At 70.6% G+C, this 18449-nt stretch carries 15 protein-coding genes and 1 pseudogene; 9 read left to right on the forward strand and 7 right to left on the reverse strand.

The features are described from left to right. Positions 1–1028 precede the first annotated feature (1028 nt). Together AB0C27_RS54765 and AB0C27_RS54770 are read right to left on the reverse strand one after the other, a co-directional pair. Positions 1029–1793, reverse strand: coding sequence for a hypothetical protein (locus AB0C27_RS54765; RefSeq protein ID WP_357862975.1), 765 nt, complete (start codon positions 1791–1793; stop codon positions 1029–1031). 9 nt (positions 1794–1802) lie between these two features. Further along, positions 1803–2540, reverse strand: a complete 738-nt coding sequence (locus AB0C27_RS54770; RefSeq protein ID WP_357862977.1) for a polymorphic toxin-type HINT domain-containing protein — start codon at positions 2538–2540, stop codon at positions 1803–1805. 254 nt (positions 2541–2794) lie between these two features. On the opposite strand from AB0C27_RS54770, the gene AB0C27_RS54775 reads away from it, so the two are divergent. Together AB0C27_RS54775 and AB0C27_RS54780 are read left to right on the forward strand one after the other, a co-directional pair. Next, a complete protein-coding gene (locus tag AB0C27_RS54775) occupies positions 2795–3907 on the forward strand; it encodes an IS30 family transposase (RefSeq protein ID WP_357863047.1) in 1113 nt (370 codons plus the stop codon). Positions 3908–4107: 200 nt separating this feature from the next. Further along, positions 4108–4338: pseudogene (locus tag AB0C27_RS54780) on the forward strand (IS30 family transposase); the annotation flags it as partial. Between the two features lie 342 nt (positions 4339–4680). On the opposite strand, the gene AB0C27_RS54785 reads toward AB0C27_RS54780, so the two are convergent. Further along, positions 4681–7611: a DUF6493 family protein gene (locus AB0C27_RS54785; RefSeq protein ID WP_357862979.1), complete on the reverse strand. Its 2931-nt coding sequence runs from the start codon at positions 7609–7611 to the stop codon at positions 4681–4683. A gap of 565 nt (positions 7612–8176) precedes the next feature. Here AB0C27_RS54785 and AB0C27_RS54790 point away from each other — a divergent pair. The 5 genes from AB0C27_RS54790 to AB0C27_RS54810 all read left to right on the forward strand — a co-directional run bounded on the left by AB0C27_RS54790 (position 8177) and on the right by AB0C27_RS54810 (position 13885). Then, a complete protein-coding gene (locus AB0C27_RS54790; protein WP_357863049.1) occupies positions 8177–9280 on the forward strand; it encodes a C39 family peptidase in 1104 nt (367 codons plus the stop codon). 4 nt (positions 9281–9284) lie between these two features. After that, positions 9285–11141, forward strand: a complete 1857-nt coding sequence (locus AB0C27_RS54795) for a prolyl oligopeptidase family serine peptidase (RefSeq protein ID WP_357862980.1) — start codon at positions 9285–9287, stop codon at positions 11139–11141. Continuing rightward, complete coding sequence (locus tag AB0C27_RS54800) at positions 11138–12400, forward strand: M20/M25/M40 family metallo-hydrolase (protein ID WP_357862982.1); 1263 nt, start codon at positions 11138–11140, stop codon at positions 12398–12400. The genes AB0C27_RS54795 and AB0C27_RS54800 overlap by 4 nt, the downstream gene beginning before the upstream one ends. A 198-nt stretch (positions 12401–12598) precedes the next feature. Then, a complete protein-coding gene (locus AB0C27_RS54805) occupies positions 12599–13198 on the forward strand; it encodes a TIGR03086 family metal-binding protein (protein WP_357862984.1) in 600 nt (199 codons plus the stop codon). A gap of 243 nt (positions 13199–13441) precedes the next feature. Next, on the forward strand, positions 13442–13885 hold the full coding sequence (locus AB0C27_RS54810) for an NUDIX domain-containing protein (protein ID WP_357862986.1): 444 nt from the start codon (positions 13442–13444) through the stop codon (positions 13883–13885). 61 nt (positions 13886–13946) lie between these two features. Here the strand turns inward: AB0C27_RS54810 and AB0C27_RS54815 are convergent, their stop codons facing one another. The 3 genes from AB0C27_RS54815 to AB0C27_RS54825 form a co-directional block, all read right to left on the reverse strand. Continuing rightward, the gene (locus AB0C27_RS54815; RefSeq protein WP_357862988.1) at positions 13947–14690 is read right to left on the reverse strand and encodes a DUF427 domain-containing protein; all 744 of its coding nucleotides are present in this window, start codon (positions 14688–14690) and stop codon (positions 13947–13949) included. A gap of 54 nt (positions 14691–14744) precedes the next feature. Beyond that, positions 14745–15332, reverse strand: coding sequence for a hypothetical protein (locus AB0C27_RS54820; RefSeq protein WP_346110285.1), 588 nt, complete (start codon positions 15330–15332; stop codon positions 14745–14747). A 292-nt stretch (positions 15333–15624) separates the two neighbouring features. After that, positions 15625–16092, reverse strand: a complete 468-nt coding sequence (locus tag AB0C27_RS54825; RefSeq protein WP_357862990.1) for an adenylyltransferase/cytidyltransferase family protein — start codon at positions 16090–16092, stop codon at positions 15625–15627. 305 nt (positions 16093–16397) lie between these two features. On the opposite strand from AB0C27_RS54825, the gene AB0C27_RS54830 reads away from it, so the two are divergent. Continuing rightward, positions 16398–16790 (forward strand): ATP-binding protein, encoded by a 393-nt coding sequence (locus tag AB0C27_RS54830; RefSeq protein ID WP_357862992.1) that lies wholly within the window; start codon positions 16398–16400, stop codon positions 16788–16790. 24 nt (positions 16791–16814) lie between these two features. Here the strand turns inward: AB0C27_RS54830 and AB0C27_RS54835 are convergent, their stop codons facing one another. After that, entirely contained in the window at positions 16815–17828 is a 1014-nt protein-coding gene (locus AB0C27_RS54835; protein WP_357862994.1) for a nucleoside hydrolase, read from the reverse strand. Between the two features lie 178 nt (positions 17829–18006). Here AB0C27_RS54835 and AB0C27_RS54840 point away from each other — a divergent pair, with 178 nt between their 5' ends. Continuing rightward, positions 18007–18438, forward strand: coding sequence for a hypothetical protein (locus AB0C27_RS54840; RefSeq protein ID WP_357862996.1), 432 nt, complete (start codon positions 18007–18009; stop codon positions 18436–18438). The last annotated feature ends 11 nt before the right edge of the window (positions 18439–18449 follow it).

The raw sequence follows: 18449 nt of genomic DNA on the forward strand, positions 1-18449 counted from the left end.
AAAAGACAAAATCCACTCCATGCGAGTCGAGCTCTCCTAAAGCGGGTGCCGCAGGTTCGAACCCTGCCAGGGGCACTCACCTAGATCGGCATTTAAGGCCTCTGACCTGCGGTTTCACAGCCGCAGGTCTTTTTTCGCCACCTTCGATAGGCAGCGGACAGTGCCCGTACGCAGCCGTACGACCATGATCAGGGGACATACGGGGAATGATCTTGAAGCCGTTTCCCCAGTTCAGGACCTGAATCTGGGGCGTTCAGCCTCAGCCCACCTCCACAACTAAGATCGACATTGACGGCGCTGACCCCGACGCAGTGTCTTCGCAGAGCCATCGACCACGGCCCTTGAGCCCACAGGTCAAGCCATCCTGCTACCTGCATCAGACAGAGTCCTCGAATCTTCACCAGCGACGCTGTCAACGGCCAAGTGCGTGTGGGTCTGGCCCACTTTTACATGGCCACGGACAGCGAGTGTTCATCGTGCTGGCTCGACCGGAGGGAAGGGATGACTGCGCCCCGGTACTGGTAGCGGGTGGTGCCGACCTTCCCGGGGTTGAACAGTTCTTGTTCCGTGCTGGCGGGCCACCATCCGCCGCCGCGTGTTGTTGTTTCGCGAGTTGGCCAGCAGGATCTCGGGCGTAGCTGCGGTGCCGGCGGGAGAACGGCGATTGCGAGGTAGGTCGAGCTGCTGGACCGTGTGTGTCCAGAGAGTCGTGGAGTGCAGCTGGAAGGATCAGCCGGTCGGTGACCGAGCGGCCCACGACTGAGCGAACCCGGTTCCGGCCTTTCCGCTGCTTCGGGGAGCAGGAGACCAGGTGCTTGGCGGGGGCTTCGGCACGGATGTGGAGCTCTTGAGCATCTGTCGCTCAGGCTTCGCCGCTGAGTGACGTCCTCCACCGCGTTGCACCAGCATAGGCCCTCAGCCGCTCGGCCGGCGCGAGCGGATGTGGCAGGAACCGCCCCTGCCACGGCGTGGGCGTCCACGTGGCGCATCCCACGTGAAGCCGCATGCCCTGGCGCTACCGCCCTCGGTCAACGAGCCAGCGCCCGTCCGAGCAGCCGCACCGCCTCGCGCGAGATCTCCTCGGCGTGGGGGGCGCTCACACCAGCGCCGTTGAACGGCCCCCACGAGGAGAAGTAGGTGCCGTTGCCCCAGGTATCGACCTGAGCCTTGGCGAAGCAGCCAGACAACCCATCGCGCAGGGCGGGAGATCGGGACATGAGGCGATCCGAGACGTACAGATCCCCCAGCCCGTTCCGTGACCTGGCGAGCAGCCGCGGCGTGGGCATCGACATCTCGACGCCCACGGCGCCGTACAGGGGATCCACCTCGTCACACACGTGCCGCATCAGGGCCACGAACCGCTCCGCCCGCTTCCTCGCCCGCCGCCTCTCCGCGCCGGTCCAGATCTCGTCCGGAACGCCCAGCGGCCCGGCCTCCGCCAAGACGGAGACGGCGTGATCGGCGCCGCTGTCCGACCAGTCATAACCGGCGACCATCGCCCCGACCAGTTCGTGCCGCAAGCCGACCCTGACGGCTCGCAGTTCAGGGTCGGCATCGCTGACGACGGCCGCCGCGTGCGGCAGAGGGAACTCCGTCTCGTAGTAGTCCGCGCCCAGGTCGCTCACCAGTTCGAACTGGCTGTCCCGCGGAGCCACGCCGATCACCCCCGTCAGCCCGCCCGCGCCGCTGCCGATCGCCGCACACACCTGCGACAGCAGCAGCCTCTCTCCGTGCTCCGAGTAGAGCCCGAACGACAGGTGCGGGGGTTCCGGGGACAGCGGGCTACTGGGCATGGGGACGTCCTACTTCAGGAGGCTGAGGATCCGGCGAAGCTGCGCTTGGTTGGGGACGAAGGCCGTCATCAGGCGCCCGTCGGAGCGGGCGAACTGCACGAAGAACCACTTCCCATCCACACGCATCAGGTGCCCATAGGTCTCGGTGCTTCCCGTCTTCCACAACACCACCTTCGTCGACTTCATCCCTCGTTCGATGAGGTTCTTCCAGCCGTCGAGCAGCTTCTCCTTCTTCACTTCCTTCCCATACCACTGCTGCGCGTGACGATCGAACGAATGGGACAGCCCTTCCTCGTCGTGATACCGAGCAGGGCCCGGGATGCAGGGACCGACGTTGTGGACGAGCAGGTCCTGCCGCCCCGCCTCGACATAATAGGTGTGGGCTTTCGCAACTGTCAGGTTGTGCACGCGCTGATCGCTGGCGCTCCACTTGCGGATGGCCGTGACCTGGACAAGGCGGCCCTCGCTGGTCCGCAGCCACTGTCCCGGCGTGAGCGAGCCCGCGTCCTGCCACTCGTCCGAGCCGGGCGCCCAGAAGGGATGGCTTTCGGTGGCCACGACGACGCCCACCTCGTCCCCGCGTGCGCCGTCGGTGTCTACCGCGACCCGGACCAGGTTCTTCGCGCCGTTGCTGGTGATGACCGCGATGACCGGTTCGGCGCGGGTCCGGCCCGACTCGGGGTCGGTGGCGATCACCTTGTCGCCGACCTTAACGTCCTCGATGGGCTTGGTCGTCCCGTCGGCCATGGTGACGCGGGTACCGGGGACGAAGCTGCTGCACCCCGCCTTGCCGGTCTTCCTCGCGCTCCGTCCTGCTTGGACGGTGTCGTCGGCCTTGCTGACGAGCTTCCTGATGACCTTGGCCGGCAGCCCGATGGCCTTCCCCCAGGGGATGACGCCGGCGCAGGCCAGCGCGTCCTTAGATTCAAACGATCAACGCAACACTGCAAGTGGATGGGTGGATCGTGGCTCGGATGGGTCGGCCGGGAATGTCAGACGTGATGAAAGAGGACTTGTGGCGGCGGTGGCGCGCCGGTGAGTCCATCAGCCTGATCTCCCGAGCGCTGGGCAAGCCTCCGGGGTCGGTTTTCACGGTGCTGAAGCACCATGGCGGCATCGCGCCGGCCGCGCGGGTGCGCCGGGCCGACCGATTGAGCGCCGAGGAGCGGGAATCGATCTCCCGCGGCCTGGAGGCAGGAGCCTCACTACGGTCGATCGCCGTGTCGATCGGCCGCTCAGCGTCCACGGTGAGCCGGGAGGTCGCCCGCAACGGCGGCCGAGCGAAGTACCGTGCGGTCGCCGCCGAGCAACGCGCCCAAGAGCAGGCACGCCGCCCAAAACCGTCCGCCCTGCAGAACAACCCGGTGCTGCGCCGGCTGGTGATCGAACTCCTCGACAACGAGTGGTCCCCGGAGCAAATCGTGGGACATCTGCGGCTGACGCCCGCCGGCAACCCGCTCATGCGGATCAGCCACGAAAGCATCTACCGAGCGATCTACACGACCCGGTGGAAGCTGATCCCGCGTGAGCTGTGCACCAAGCTGCGCACGCGCCGTCCCATCCGCAAGAACAAGAAGAACACGGTCAAGGGCCAATGGCGTTCCCAGATCACCGGGGCACGGCCGATCGAGGAACGGCCTGACGCCGCCAACGCCCGAACCGAGCTCGGCCACCTCGAAGGCGACCTCATCATCGGCGCCAAGAACAGCCAGATCGCGACGCTAGTCGACCGCAAGTCCCGCTACCTGACCATGGTCGCGCTACCCAGCCGTCACACCACGACGGTCATCCCCGCCCTGCAGCAGGCGTTCACACGGATGGATGCACGCTTACGCAGCACTCTGACCTGGGACCGCAGGATGGAACTCGCCGGCCACCAGCTGCTCACCGAAGCGACCGGCATCGACGTCTTCTTCGCCGCACCGCGCAGCCCATGGCAGCGAGGCACCAACGAGAACACCAACAAACTCATCCGGCAATACCTACCGAAAGGCACCGACCTGAGCCTATACAGCCAAGCTGACCTCGACGCCCTCGCCGCCCGGCTGAACAACCGCCCCCGCAAATGCCTCGGCTACCAGACCCCCGCCCAATGCGTTGCCTTGACTCTCTGAATCTAAGGCCGCTTTCTTCGCGCGGGAGACGGATCTGCCGAGATGAAGTTCCGGCTGATCCATGCGGAGAAGGACCACCACGAGGTCTCCCTGTTGGCCCGGGTGCTGGGTGTGTCGCGCCAGGGCTACTACGCCTGGGCGGCCCGGCAGCGGCGCGGCCCCTCGGCGCGAGCGCGGCAGGACCAGGTACTGACCGCGCAGACCCGCACAGCCCCTGGCAACGCGGCACCAACGAGAACACCAACGGCCTACTTCGCCAATACTTCCCCAAGGGAACCGACTTGAGCAGGCACGCTCGAAGCGACCTTGACGCCGTCGCCGCCACCCTCAACGCCCGCCCCCGCAAGAGTCTCGGCTGGAAAACCCCGGCTGGAGCCTTCAACGATCATCTAAACTCCCTCCTGAGCAGCAGCGTTGCGACGACCCCTTGAACCCAAGCAACAACGGCCTCTTGGCATCCCTTGCGGTAATGGTCAACATGACGGCCGAGGAAGTCGATAAGGTAATCGAGCAGTATACATCGGGCATCCGGAACTCGTCCGACCTCGGCTCACGTCGAGTTCGCTCTCAGCAGCTGACATTGATTCTTTCAAGAAAGCTTAAGAGCTGAACGACTTAAGCTTGGGGCGGCCATCAGCGACATGATCCATCAGCCCACCTGCAACGAGCCCGCGAGTAAGGCATTCCCCTGCGATTGATCCTCGGTGAGATTCACAGAGAATAGTCTAAAGCGATCCCCGCCAACGGATGGGCGCCGGGCTCTGGGGTGGCGGTCAGGTGAGGTAGGTGTGCAGGCGGCGGGCCTCGCGGACGAAGTTGTTCGATGCCCGGCGCCGCGCGATCTCCGCCACGCACCCCACCGCTCCTCGCGCCCCCGCCCACCGCGCCGCCCGCAGGGCGAACGTGAGCGCCTGCGTGTGCCGGGTGTGCGGTCGTTCCCCCGCCCCGGGCAGGTACACGGACAGAAACCCCGTCATGATCCGCCACACCTCCCGATGAGCCCCGAGCCCGGCCGCACCCTCCAGCGTCTCGAACACCGGCCCCGGCCTCAGCCCCGCCCTGCGGACCAGCAGCGCCAACTGCCGCCCCACCTCCTCGCCGTCGAGCTCGCCCCGGGCCGCCATCTCCACCACCGGCCGCGCCCGCTCCCGGGCATCGGCAGACCAGCTCCGGTCGGCCATGAAGTACGCCTGCACCAGCGCCACCGCCTCCCCCGGGGCCCCGCCGGCCGACGCCAGCGCCTGGGCCAGTCGAGGCTCGACGCGGTCCGGACGCCACCGTTCGAGCAGATACGGCACGAGATGCGCGGCCACGACCTCCCGATGAGACGGCATCAGATACGGCCACCAGTGCATGCAACCGCCGTGCCCCCGCCTCCCGCGAGCGAGGGCCCCGGTCAGCAACTCGTCGGCCATCGCCACCCCGGTCAGCTCCTCCCCATGGAGCCGTGGCACGAGCGCATGCACGCCGGCTTGGACCGGTTCGTGGTCGTCGCGATACGCAACCGCCGTCCCAGATCCGGGCCTCTCCACGGGCAGACGCATCCCACGGTCATCGCCATCTCCCACCACCGCACCCGAACCCGCCGCCTCCACGAGCAGGCGCACCCAGGTGATCTCGGCGCGGCCCTCCGGCTGTTCACCGTGCAGCCGGAGGGCCAACGCCTGACCTGCCGCCGAGGTGAGCCGCCCGGCGCGCGCCACCACGTCTGGTGCGACCGAACGCGGAACCCGTAACAACGCCTGAGCCAGGTCGGCGGGCATGGGTTCGACCCCGTCGCGCTCGTAACCGGCCACCCGCTCGACCAGCCGCCCGGCGTCCACGTGCCCGGTGCCCTCGGTGGGCTCGGCCAGCAGGTACGGGGGCAGCGTCCCCGCCTGGATCCCGTCGTACACCTCGGCGAGGCGCCGCAGCAGGAGGAGGTGCGGCCCCGCGACCTCACCGATCTCCGGCAGCCGGGAGCGTTCCCACTCACGTCCGCCCGTTCTCACTCCTCGCTCCGAACCCCCGGCTCCGGCCGGCCCATCACCCGGCTTCCCGGCCGGCACCCCACCAGGGGAGCCGTGCACGATCACGCGGGTGATCTCCTCGGCCCACTGCGCGACCTCCGTCCACGGCCCCGGCGGCGGGTCGGCCGCGTGCGGGACCTCCGACAGGCGAGCCACCAGCCCGTCCCGGTCCTGCCCGTGCAGCCGCACCACCCCGGCCAGCCATGCCTCCGCAGGCTCCCATCTCGCCACCACCGGACGAGCATCCAGGTCCACGGCCGACATCACGGGGGGCGGAAGATCGGGAACCCGCACCGGCTCGGGCAGCCGTACCGGAACGAACCCGCCGTCGTCCCGCGCGTCAGAACCCGTCTCCTCGCCGAACAGCTCCGCCAGCGTCTCCCCGAGCTCCTGCGGCAGTACAACGACCGCCTCCCTCAGCGCCTGCGCCCCCTCACCCGTGAACCGCCTGGCATGCTTGACCGCCACCCGCACCGCCCGGCCCTGCACGTCACCGGACTCGCACCCGAACGCCTTCCCCAGCGCCGGCGCCAGCGAGCCGAGGTCGGCGTCCGGGTCGGCGGCGGCGAACTCGTCGAGCCAGGTCAGCCCCGCCGTCAGCAACTTCCGTTCGCCCCTGGCCAGCAGGGCCCGCAGCGCCTCCGTCACCTCCGCCGGGTCCGTCTCCCCGAGCCGCCGCACCTGCTTGAGCGCCGTCTCCGCCACGGCCCCTGGCGCGGCGGGCAACAGTCTCAGGTAGTCGCGGTGACGCTCGCTCACCTCGTCGCGCGTCGGCGCGAGCGAATCGTGCAGCCGTACGAAGAAGCGCAGGTCAGCCGCATGCCCGCCGCGCAGGAACCGCCGCAGGCACCCGTCGAGCAGCACGTCACGGCCGATCCTGCCTTCGCGTGCCAGCGCCGTGAGCGCGGTCAGCCAGCCGCGCCCCGCGTCCGTGGCCCGCCCGGAGCCGCGTTCGTGACGCAGGGCCGCTCCGACGCCCTCCGCCTCGAACAGCCGTGGCAGAAGGTGGTCGAGCAGCGGGTCCGTACGCAGGCTCGCGGCGCTGGGCGGATGTGCGGCCCAGGCCACCGCGAGCGGATCGTGCTCGGGCGGGGTGACGCCGCTGCGCCGCAGCATGGCCAGCACCAGCCCCGACACAGGACTCGTGGTGACCGCACTCCTGCGCGAGACCGGGCGGAGCTTGAGCGCGGCGCGGACGGCGAAGTCGGCCTGCCATGCGAGGGGGCGGGCCGACAGCACGCGTTCGAGCACGGTGGAGGTGGTGTCGCCGCCGTACTCGTCCCAGCGGTCCTGGAGGTCGCGCCGGTTGAGCCAGGCGACGACGCCCGCCACGCCGCCGATCGCGGCCGCTCCGGCGACCAGCATCGGGGCCGCCCAGCTCTCGTCCGCGGCCGGGGTCCACGGCGGGTTCCAGGGGGTGTCGCGCTGCCAGTGTTCGTGCGCGGACACGGTACGGCCGGCGCGGGCGGCGGCGCGTACGTGCTCCCGCCAGGCGGCTTCCGTGACCTGCTGCCGCCCGATCTCGCGAGCCCGACGCCTGGCCTCGGCGCGTTTCCTGGCCACGGCGAGGTGACCGGGCAGCGCCGCGGCCACCTCACGGCGGGTCTGGTCGTCGAGCCGCAGCACCCGCCCGGCCACCGACTCCAGCTCCCCGGTGTCGATGGCCGCCACCACCGCATCCCAGCCCCAGCTCACCCCGGCAGTCCTAGACCCGGTCCCCGCCGAGCCCTCTTGACGCGAACCCATCCCCGCCGAGTTCTCACCCCTCCAAGCCATCCCTGCCGAACTCCCACTGATCGAACTCGCCGTCGCCCCTGTGGACGGCGAAGTCGCACCTGTTCCTGCAGACGCCGGCTCCCCGGCGCCCCGAACCACCGTCTCCCGGACACCCGCCTCCCGATCGAATGCCCACCGGCCCATCCCCACCGTGCTCGTCCTCCGGGTGACCGGCTGCTCGGCGGTCATGGAGTCGCCTCCACCGCCGACGGCCGGTAGGCAGCCAGGGGAAGCGGTCCACCGGACGGCTCGGGGTGGGGCCGGCGGCCGGATAACACCGCGTCGCCGAAGGTCCGGGGTCCGGGTAACGCCGCGTGGACAAGGCTGCGGCCCGCGCCAAGGACGGCGGGGCTCGCGTACGGGTACGTCTGCGTTGCGGATCTCATGACCCGCACCATAGAGATGATCACTGACACAATCGGCCCCCCGCACGACGGGCCGGTACGTAAAACATCCGATGTGCGACATGGAGTGCAAAAGCACAATGTGCCTGGTGCTCACCGTCGACCTGGCCCGCGTCGCCTTCACCCGGTTCGCCCTGCCAGAGACCCCCGCGGCCGTGTGGGTCGGTGAGGAGCGCGCGATCGGCTTCGCGGCCACCCAGATCGTGCCGTCGTGGACCGCGCGCACTTCGTCCGGTTCCTGGATCGAGGTCGAACTGCGTGCCAGGACCGCGTCCGGCGGGCTCACCAAGTGGTACGTGATGGGCCGCTGGTCCGAGCACGGTGAGCCGCGTACCTCGGTGCCCGGCCAGGGTGACGAGGACGGGGACGTGGCCGTGGACACGTTCGTGGCCAGGCGGCCGGTGGTGGCGTACCAGCTACGGGTGACCACGCACGGCACGGACGCCCGCCTGACCGGACTGGCCGCGATGGCCTCCGCGCCCCCGCGACACCCACCCGCTCCCGACCCGGCCCCGCAAAGCACGAGCCTCCCCGATCCAGGGACGGCCGGTCCTGGGGCAGCGGCGGGCGAGGCGGTGGAGTTGGTGGTGCCGCGGCGTTCGCAGCACGCGCACGCCGGTCACCACCCCCACCTCGACGGCGGCGGCGCCAACTGGTGTGCTCCCGCCTCGACGGCGATGGTGCTGGAGTTCTGGGGACGCGGCCCCGGCCCCGGCGAGCTGGCCTGGGTGGGCGACGGCGACCCTGCGCCGGGTGTGGATCATGCGGCGGCGGGCACGTACGACGTGAGCTACCAGGGCACCGGCAACTGGGCGTTCAACGTGGCCTACGCGGGCCGGTACGGTCTGTCCGGATTCGTCACGCGGCTGCGGTCGGCGGCGGAGCTGGAGCAGTTCGTCCGGGCCGGGATCCCGGTGATCACCTCGCAGTCGTTCAAGGCCCACGAGCTGCCCGGCTCCTGCTACACGACCAGCGGCCACATCATGGTCGTCACCGGTTTCACCGCCGGCGGCGACGTGATCGTGAACGACCCGGCCGCGCCCCGCGACTCCGAGGTGCGCCGGGTCTATCCGCGGGCGGCGTTCGAGCACGTGTGGCTCAGGAGCTCGGGCAGCGGCGGCATCGTGTACGTCGTGCATCCGCCCGAGTTCCCCCTTCCTCCCTGTACCAACGGCAATTGGTGAGTTGATGAGCATTCGACCGATCGACGTGGCCCGTACCGACGGAGGCCCCCAGTGGGTGGAGGCGGTGGACACGCCCTCCGGCGTCGAGGTCTGGTGGGACGAGCCGCGCCCGCACGAGGGCGGCCGGCGCTGCGTGGTGCGCCGCCTGCCGGACGGCTCCCGCGTGGACGCGCTGCCCGAGGGGTGGAACGCGCGCAACCGCCTCATCGAGTACGGCGGCCGCTCGTGGCGCCCCCTGCCCGGCGGCGGCCTGGTGTTCACGAACTGGGCCGACCAGCGCCTCTACCGCCTGGACGGTGACGCCCCCGTGCCGCTCACCGAGGCGGGCCCGTCCCGGTACGGCGACCTCTACCTCCCGCCCGGCCGGGGCGAGGTCTGGGCGGTCAGGGAGATCGACGACGTGCGCGACCTGGTGGCGGTGCCGCTGGACGGGGGCCCGGTCAGAGCCATCACCAAAGCCCAACATTTCCTGATGAATCCGCGTATTTCGCCCGACGGCCGTCATGTCTCCTGGATCGGTTGGAACCACCCCAACATGCCCTGGGACGGCACCGAACTGTGCGTGGCCGAGCTGAACGAGGACGGCACCGCCGGCCCGTACCGAGTGCTGGCGGGCGGCCCGACTGAGTCGGTGACGCAGGCCGAGTGGCGCGACGCCGAGGCCCTTTACGCGGTCACCGACCCCACCGGCTGGTGGAACGTCCACCTCGTCCCCCTGGACGGCTCCCCCGCCCGCAACCTCACCCCGATGGAGCTGGAGTTCGGCGCCGCCGCCTGGAAGCCGGGCCTGGCCTGCTTCGCCGTCGCCGACGACGGCCGCCTCGTCGTCGTGCACGGCACCGCCGACCGCCGCCGCCTGGGCGTGCTCGACCCCGTCAGCGGCGAGCTGCGCGAGCTGGGCGGGGCGGCCACCCACTGGGCCTCGACGGTGTCCGTGGCGGGGGGCCGGGCGGTGGCGGTGGGGGCGACGCCGTACACGCCGCTGGAAGTGACGCTCGTCGGCCTGGACGACGGCGCGCACGAGGTGGTGTCGGCGCCCAAGCCGCTCCCCGACCGCGACCTGCTGCCCACGCCGGAGGCCGTGACCGTCGAGGGCGTGCACGCGCACCTGTATCCCCCGGCCGGGGAGCCGGGGCCGAGCCCGTACGTGATCTTCGTGCACGGCGGCCCGACGGGGAACATGCCGATCATGCTCGACCTGGAGATCGCCTACTTCACCAGCAGGGGCATCGGCGTGGCCGTGGTCAACTACGGCGGCTCGACCGGCTACGGCCGCGCGTACCGGGAGCGGCTGCGCCACCAGTGGGGCGTGGTGGACGTGCACGACTGCGCCAAGGTGGCGCGCGGCCTGGTCGAGATGGGCCGGGCCGACGCCGCCAAGCTCGCCATCAGGGGCGGCAGCGCGGGCGGCTGGACCACCGTCGCGGCGCTCGTTCACAGTGACGTGTTCGCCGGCGGCGTCGCGCACTACGCGATCACCGACCCGGAGAGCTGGGCGGCCGAGACGCACGACTTCGAGTCCCGCTACCTCGACGGCCTGGTGGGCCCGCTGCCGGAGACCCACGACCGCTACACAGAACGCTCCCCGCTGCTGAACGCCTTCAAGGCGTCCGGCCCGTGCCTCATGCTGCACGGCCTGGAGGACGCGATCGTGGACGTCGGCCAGGCCGAGCGGTTCACCGCCGAGCTCGACCGGCACGGCAAGGAGTGGGCCCTGCTGACCTTCCCCGGCGAGCAGCACGGCTGGCGCAGGGAGGAGACCATCGTCGCGGTGCTGGAGGCCGAGCTGGCCTTCTACGGGCTGATCTTCGCCATGGAGACGCCCGGGGTGCCGCCGTTGACACTGAAGGGAAGAGCGTGAAGAGCGTCGCCGAGATCTGCTCGGATCTGATCAGGTTCGACACCACCAACCCCGGTTCTGGCGAACGCCCGGCCGCCGAGTACGTGGCCACGCTGCTGGCCGACGCCGGGCTTGAGCCGGTGGTGTTCGAGTCGGCGCCGAAGCGGACCACGGTCGTGGCCAGGATCGCCGGCGACTCGCCCGACGCGCTGCTCGTGCACGGCCACCTCGACGTGGTGCCCGCCGACCCGTCCGAGTGGCGGATGCACCCGTTCTCGGGCGAGATCACGGACGGCTGCGTGTACGGCCGGGGCGCGGTCGACATGAAGGGCTCGTGCGCGATGACCCTGGCCACGGTGCTGGACCTGGCGGCGCGCGGCGTGCGGCCCCGGCGGGACCTGGTGCTGGCGTTCCTGGCCGACGAGGAGGCGACCGGCGACTACGGCTCCCGGCACGCGGTCACCGAGCACCGCGAGCTGTTCGACGGCGTGACCGAGGCGATCAGCGAGTCCGGCGGCTTCAGCGTGGCATCCGGCGAGCACCGGGTGTACCCGATCGCGGTGGGCGAACGCGGCACCGCCTGGATGCGGCTGACCGCGCACGGCGTGGCCGGCCACGGCTCAAGGCCGCCCGTGGACAACCCGGTCGCGACGCTGGTGCACGCCCTGTCGCGGGTGGCCGCCCACCAGTGGCCCGTACGCCTGACGCCGTCGGTCGCGGCGCTGGTCGAGAGCCTGTCGGAGATCACCGGGCAGCCGATCGACCTCGAACGCCTGGACGCCGAGGCGGCCCGGCTGGGGCAGCTCGGCAACCTGTTCAAGAGCCAGATCCGAAACTCGGCCAACCCGACGATGCTGGACGCCGGCTACAAGGTGAACGTGGTGCCCTCGACGGCCGGGGCCCACGTGGACGGGCGCTATCTGCCGGGACTGCAGCAGGAGTTCCTGGAGACGATCGACTCGCTGCTCGGCCCGAAGGTCACCAGGGAGTTCGTCAATCTGGAGGACGCGCCGGACGCGCCGTATCCGTCGGCGTTCTTCGACGAGCTGGCGGGCGCGCTCGTGGCCGAGGACCCGCTGGCCCGGCCGGTGCCGTACGTGATGGCGGGCGGCACGGACGCCAAGTCGTTCGCCAGGATCGGCATCAAGGGGTACGGCTTCGCGCCGCTCATGCTCCGGCCCGATCTCGACTATTTCGGGATGTTCCACGGCAAGGATGAGCGGGTGCCGGTGGAGGGCCTGGAGTTCGGCACCCGGGTGCTCACCCGCCTGCTCACCTGATCCTTCTAAAAAACCGAAAAAGACGCATAAGTCACACTATTTGCCCCCATGCTGAGTCGGGCATGCACCCGCATGCCCGACTCAGCGGACGTTTGCCCCACTCCACGCGCGCACCGGCGTCATCCCGGCAGTGCCAAACAGTGGAACAAAGCATTCCGTTCTGATAGAGTGAAGACACACGAACGGAAGGGGCTCGCCATGAGCAGCAAGATCGTCACCGGCTGGACCGCTCTCGACGCCGCGCACGACGCGCTGCGCGAGGCCGTGAGCGGCGTGGGACCGGACGACTGGACCCGCGCGACGCCCTGCGCGGACTGGAACCTCGCCCAGGTCTTCCAGCACGCCGTCGGCGACCAGATCGGCTTCGCCTCCGCCCTGACCGGCGAGCCCGGCCCGACCTTCAACCCGTTCGAGCCCTCGGGCGAGCTCGACGGCGACCCGGCGGCCGCCCTGGAGGACGCCCTGGGCCGCTCGGCACGGGCGTGGGCCGGAGTGGACCGCGAGGCGGCGGAGGTGCCGACGCCGGTGCCGCCGCACAAGATGTCCCCCTGGTCCGGCTCGGCGGCCTGCGCCCTCGACGCCGGCGTGCACGCCTGGGACATCGCCATGGCGACCGGCCGCCCTTCGCCGCTCACGCCGGAGCTGGCCCGGCCGCTGATGACGGTGGCCAAGGAGATCGTCGAGCCGCTGCGCGCGTGGGGCGCCTACGCGGCCGCGCTCACGCCGCAGGAGAGCGACGACGACGTGGCGGAGCTCCTGCGCTACCTCGGCCGCGACCCCCACTGGACCGCTTCCTAAGCACCCTGTGAACGGCCTCGACGCCCCGTCACCTCCTCAGGTGACGGGGCGTTATCCTGCCCGGAAAAACCCAGCCGTGCCGTCTCCCAAGGGTCCGCCACCGGCCGCCGGTGGACGTTCATCGAATGGCGCCGCCCTGGGCCTGCCGGCCGGCCGCCGGCATGACCCGGGTATGTGGGAGGTTCCTCCGGAAGTCCGGCAGTCGATTGCGGCGACCTGGCTGACTTACTTCCATGGGATGTCATGACCGTCACCCTCGACGAGATCCGCGGTGTCCTGGCCCGCTATCTCGACGCCCACCCCGACCATGCACCCGGCGTCGCCCGGCTGACCCACGCGCTCGTCCCGGGGCGGGATCTCGCCTCGCGCAGTACGTTCCCGCTCCATGTGACGGCGAGCGCTGCCGCGATCGACGACACCGGCCGCGTGCTGATGATCCACCATCGTGCGCTGGACCGCTGGCTCCTGCCGGGTGGCCACGTAGAACCCGACGACCACAGCCTGTACGGCGCCGCGCTGCGCGAACTGGAGGAGGAGACCGCCCACTGGCACGCGGACTTCCGGTTCGCGTTCTGGGTGAAGGACACGCCCATCACGTTGCAGGCCGAAGAGGTCAGCGCGTTCGACTGGCGAAGCCCAGCCGATCTGCCCACCGTCCATCTCGCGAACAGCGTCGCCGCGATCTGAGCGGTGCGATGCCGCGCTGCGGGCCTTCCCCCGTGATGGCCCGCAGCCGGCAGCGCTCCGGTCAGGAGAACTTCGTCTTCGGGCGCTCCTCGAGCTCGCCGTCGACGTAGATGTCGAGCTTCTCGTTGTAGAACGCGACCAGCCCCGCCACCTTCTCGCTCTCCGGCAGCGGCGTGCGGTAGGACCAGGCGAGGTCCTTCTGGCCGTTGACCGTCCAGTATTCGGCGCTGCCCTTGTACGGGCAGTGGGTGACGGTGTCGGTGTGCTCCAGCAGGTCGAGCCGTACGTCCGTCTTCGGCAGGTAGTAGCGGGCGGGCAGGCCCGTCTCGAAGAGGATGCGCGGGCTGTGGGAGTCGGCGACGGTGACGCCGTCCACCTCGACCCGCACGTGGCGCGAGCTGCTCAGAATGTCGATCCTCGTGTACGGGTCGCGCGGGTGGAAGAACACCTCCTCGTCCTCCTCGAACCAGGCGTCCATGGCGTCCCAGTCGAAGCGGACGTAGCCGCGGATCTGCTCCAGCGGCGAGTCGGGATAGGCCAGCGCCGCGTCCACGGCCTCAGCGGAGCCGGACGTGACCGTGTAGAGCACCGCGTCGCCCCTGCTCGGCGAGTGCTGGGTGGCCCCCGTGGGCTTCAGCGCGGACTCGTCCACGTCCGCGAGCGGGAAGTAGTAGGCGGGATAGTACGGCACCTCCCACACGAGAAGGGCGGAGGTGGTGTCGGCCACCACCCGGCCGCCGAGGTAGGTACGCACACGCTTGGCGGTGCGCTCCACGCGCACCCGGCCGCGGTTCGTGACATCCATGTTCGCGGCAACCCCGGCGGCGGCCTCGCTATTCCACGGTCGCGACGAGAGTAATCAGCTCAGGCCGAACGCACTCAGAGTGGCCCACGTGGTGAGTGTTCCCACGGCGGTGCCGGCGGCCACCTGGGGCCAGGTGTGGTGCGTGAGCCGTACCCTGGCCCAGCACACCAGCGCCACGACGGCGGCCCCCGCGAGCACGGCCGGCCACACGGGCAGGACGTGCGCGAACACCACCACCGTGCCGGCGGACACGGCGGCGTGGAAGGAGATCTTCCACCGCAAGGTGATGGGAACGGTCACCGCCAGCGCCACCAGCATCGCGGTCACAGTCGCCACCAGCAGGGTGGGCGCGCCCATCAGGACGAGCAGGGCCAGCGCCACCAGCACGGCCGCCACGGCCGCGAGCAGCGGTCCTGTACGGCGGGCGCGGTCGACGATGTGGTGGGAGTCAAGGCGCCCCGAGCGCACGCCCAGCGCGATCACCGCCGCCGGGACGCCACCGCAGAACGCCGACGCCACCAGGCCCCAGGCGGCGCCCGTCCACCCCTGGGCGAGCAGTCCGACCAGCGGCGGCATGACGATCACCAGCACCTGGGGCGCCAGCAGGTTCGTCACCCGTTTGGCTACGAGGTCGGCCGTCATGTCACGACAGATTACGCGATCATGACCAATCAGCTGCCCAACGACCCGCCCCACGGCCTCTCTCCCCGTGGTACGTCATCCGTCACACGTCCCGAGTGCCTGTGCGGTGAGCGCCCATGCGTCCCGCGCGTGGTGGGGCCGTGCACAGGCCGTGCGTGGTGGGCCACGTGGGGCCGTGCACAGGCCGTACGTGGTGGGGACGCGTAAAGCCGTGGTGGGCTCGTCGGTGTCGCGTTCGTGGCGGCAGTGAGGTGGCAGTGAGGTGGCAGTGAGGTGGCAGTGAGAACGCGGGTCAGCCCTTGCCGGCCGCGTTGACGATGCGGGTGGTCGAGCGGTCGGGGATGGCCTCCAGCTCCCAGCACTCCGCCCCCAGGATCGCGGCCGCAGCCGCGCGGGCGCCGGCGTGCGGGTCGCCCGCCGTGTGGGCGAGCGCGGCCGGGCGCATCGGGGCGAGCAGGTCGATGTAGTCGTCGGGCCCGTGTGCCTCCGAGGGCCCTTTGACCACGAAGACCCCCGTCACGAACCGGAGCGCGGCGAGGACCTCGGCCCGCTCCGCCGACGGGTTGAACGGGCGGGTCGGCCCCTTCCAGGCACGCACCCTCGGATCGTCCTCGACGCCCACGACCAGCGGCAGCCCGCGCGCCGCCACCGCGCCGAGGTAGCGCACATGGCCCACGTGCAGGATGTCGAAGACGCCGGTCACGACCGCCGCTCCCGGCAGCTCGTACGGCTGCACCCAGACGGCCTCCAGGCTGCTCACGCGACCTCCTGTTCCCCCACGGGCCTAGACGACTCGTCGATCGCAGCGTACTCGGTCGGCGTCCCCACCCGCGAAAGCGACCTCCCCTGTCGTGGAAGCGACCTCCCCGGTCGGCGGAAGAGCGTCCTCACCCGTCCCGGCTACGGGAAACCGACCTTGGGAAAGCCCATTCCTACCTTTTCGCGATAATCTCCACCCCACCCCTGGCGCGTCTCATAACGTCGCCGGTTTTGGGGGAGGTCACCGTGGCAGCGCCGATTCCGCACCACGCAGATGGGGACGACCGGCCAGACCCAGGTGATCACGTGGTCCGGCTGCGCGGAATGCCCTCCCAGGTGTCCAGGGCCAGGGAGCTCGTCACGGCGGTGCTGGGCCGCGATCACCCGCTCTACGACGACGTGGTGCTGCTCACCAGCGAGCTGGCCACGAACGCGATCCTGCACACCAGATCAGGCGCGGGAGGCTCGTTCACGGTGACGGTGGAGAACTCGGAGCTGGGGGTACGGGTGTCCGTCTCGGACGCGGGCTCCGACGGGCCTCCGTGCGTGTGCCGTACGAGCACGCAGTCCACCAGCGGCCGCGGCCTGCCGCTGATCGAGGCGCTCAGCCACCGCTGGGGCTTCACCCGCGAGGCCGGCTCCACGACCGTCTGGTTCGAACTGCTGCGCGCCCGGGTGCCCGCCGGCGTGGCCGTGTAGCCGTGTAGCCGTCGAAGCCGGGCGTCAGGTGCGGCCGTTGAGGGTGTCGAGGAAGCGCTGCTCGAAGGCGGCGGTGCCGGCCGCCGTGCCGTACCGGAGCAGGCGGCCGGAAGGTGACAGTACGGTGCGCCCGGCCGAGGGGCCGTCGGTCACCACGTCGACGCGCCCGGCGGTGAACGTGACGTGCCCAGGATGGACGGCGCTCATCGCGGTCAGCGGGTCCCACCAGTAAAGCAGGCCGGCGTCGATCAGAGGCCGCACCTCGGGATGGGTGACGATCTCCAGTACGGTCTCCGCGGCCGCGGCGCCGTGGTCGGCGGCGAGCCGGTCCAGGAAGGCGGCGGTGATCGGCACCTGGTTGGCGGCGTCGAGCGACACCATGCGCACGCTCCCACGGCTCCCGGTGAGCGCGGCCCGCGCGGAGGCCGGGTCGAGCCAGTAGTTGAACTCCTGGCTCCCGTCGAACTCGGGCGGAGTGCCGCAGCACAGGTTCCCGCCGACCGCGACGGCCCCGCCCATCGTGGTCAGCCGGACGGCACTGTACGGGAGCGCGGCGGCCACGTTCGTGAGCGGGCCGGTGGCGATGATCTGCGTCGTGGGCTCGGCCCGTACCAGCCGCCTGATCAGCTCGGGGGCACGCGTCCGGGACGGCGTCTCGTCGCCGGCGCAGCCGGGGGTGGCCGCGGTGAGCACCCGGTCGAACAGCTGCCTGAGGTCGGCGGGGAAGGAGTTGGGCCCGGTGGCCGGGGAGCCGGCGACGGCCACGCCACGCAGGCCGAATCGCTCGGCCAGGCACCGCGCGTGCCGGATCGCCCGGCCCGGTAAGCCGGCGCCGGCGTCGGTCACGGTGATGGCGCGCAGGTCGATGCGCCCGGCCCTGTGCTCCTGGGAGAGGTAGGCCAGCGTGGCGGCGTCGTCGAAGTCCATGTCGGTGTCGAAGATGATCGCGGGAGGAGCCGCCGGCTGAGCGGACGCCGCCTGCGTGGGCGCTACCAGTGCTGTCAGGACGAGGGCGAGGGCCGGCAGGATTCTCTTCATGGGTTCCCGGATTCACGAGGACGGGTGGGCGACCGGAACTCACCCTGACACAGCCTCCGGGCGCCGGGGTTTCAGACGGGCTTCATGGCCGCTTCACCACCGGTTCGCGGGGTTCCTGGCCCGATGGGCGCGTCGTAGCGTTGCCTCCCGTCAGGCGGTCCTACGGTGGGAGACAACAATGGGCAAGTTCAGCGGAGCGGCGCTCGCGGCGATCGTCTGCGGGGCGGCGACGGCGGCGTCCTGCGCGTGGCCGGCGCAGGCCGCGACCAGCACCACGGCAGCGAGCACGGCGGCGAGCATGACGGCGAGCACGGCGACCGCCGCCGCGTGTTACGCGAGCGGCGGGAACCTCTACTGCGGCAACGCGGCCAACGCGCCGATCTACGCCACGCCCGGCTACACCAAGCCCAACGGCAACCCGGAGACCGTGGTCGACCGCCTGGAAACGACGTTCAGCTACTTCAAGTGCTACGTCTCCGGCCAGCCGCACGGCGGCGGCAACAGCATCTGGTACCACACCTACGGCGACCAGACCGGCCGCTGGGGCTACGTGGCCGCGGTCAACGTGTGGACGTCGACCGACCCGTACCCGGGCGTCGCACGCTGCTGACCGGCCGGGCG

The sequence above is a fragment of the Nonomuraea sp. NPDC048882 genome (assembly GCF_040649755.1).
GTDB classification, from domain to species: Bacteria; Actinomycetota; Actinomycetes; order Streptosporangiales; family Streptosporangiaceae; genus Nonomuraea; species Nonomuraea maheshkhaliensis.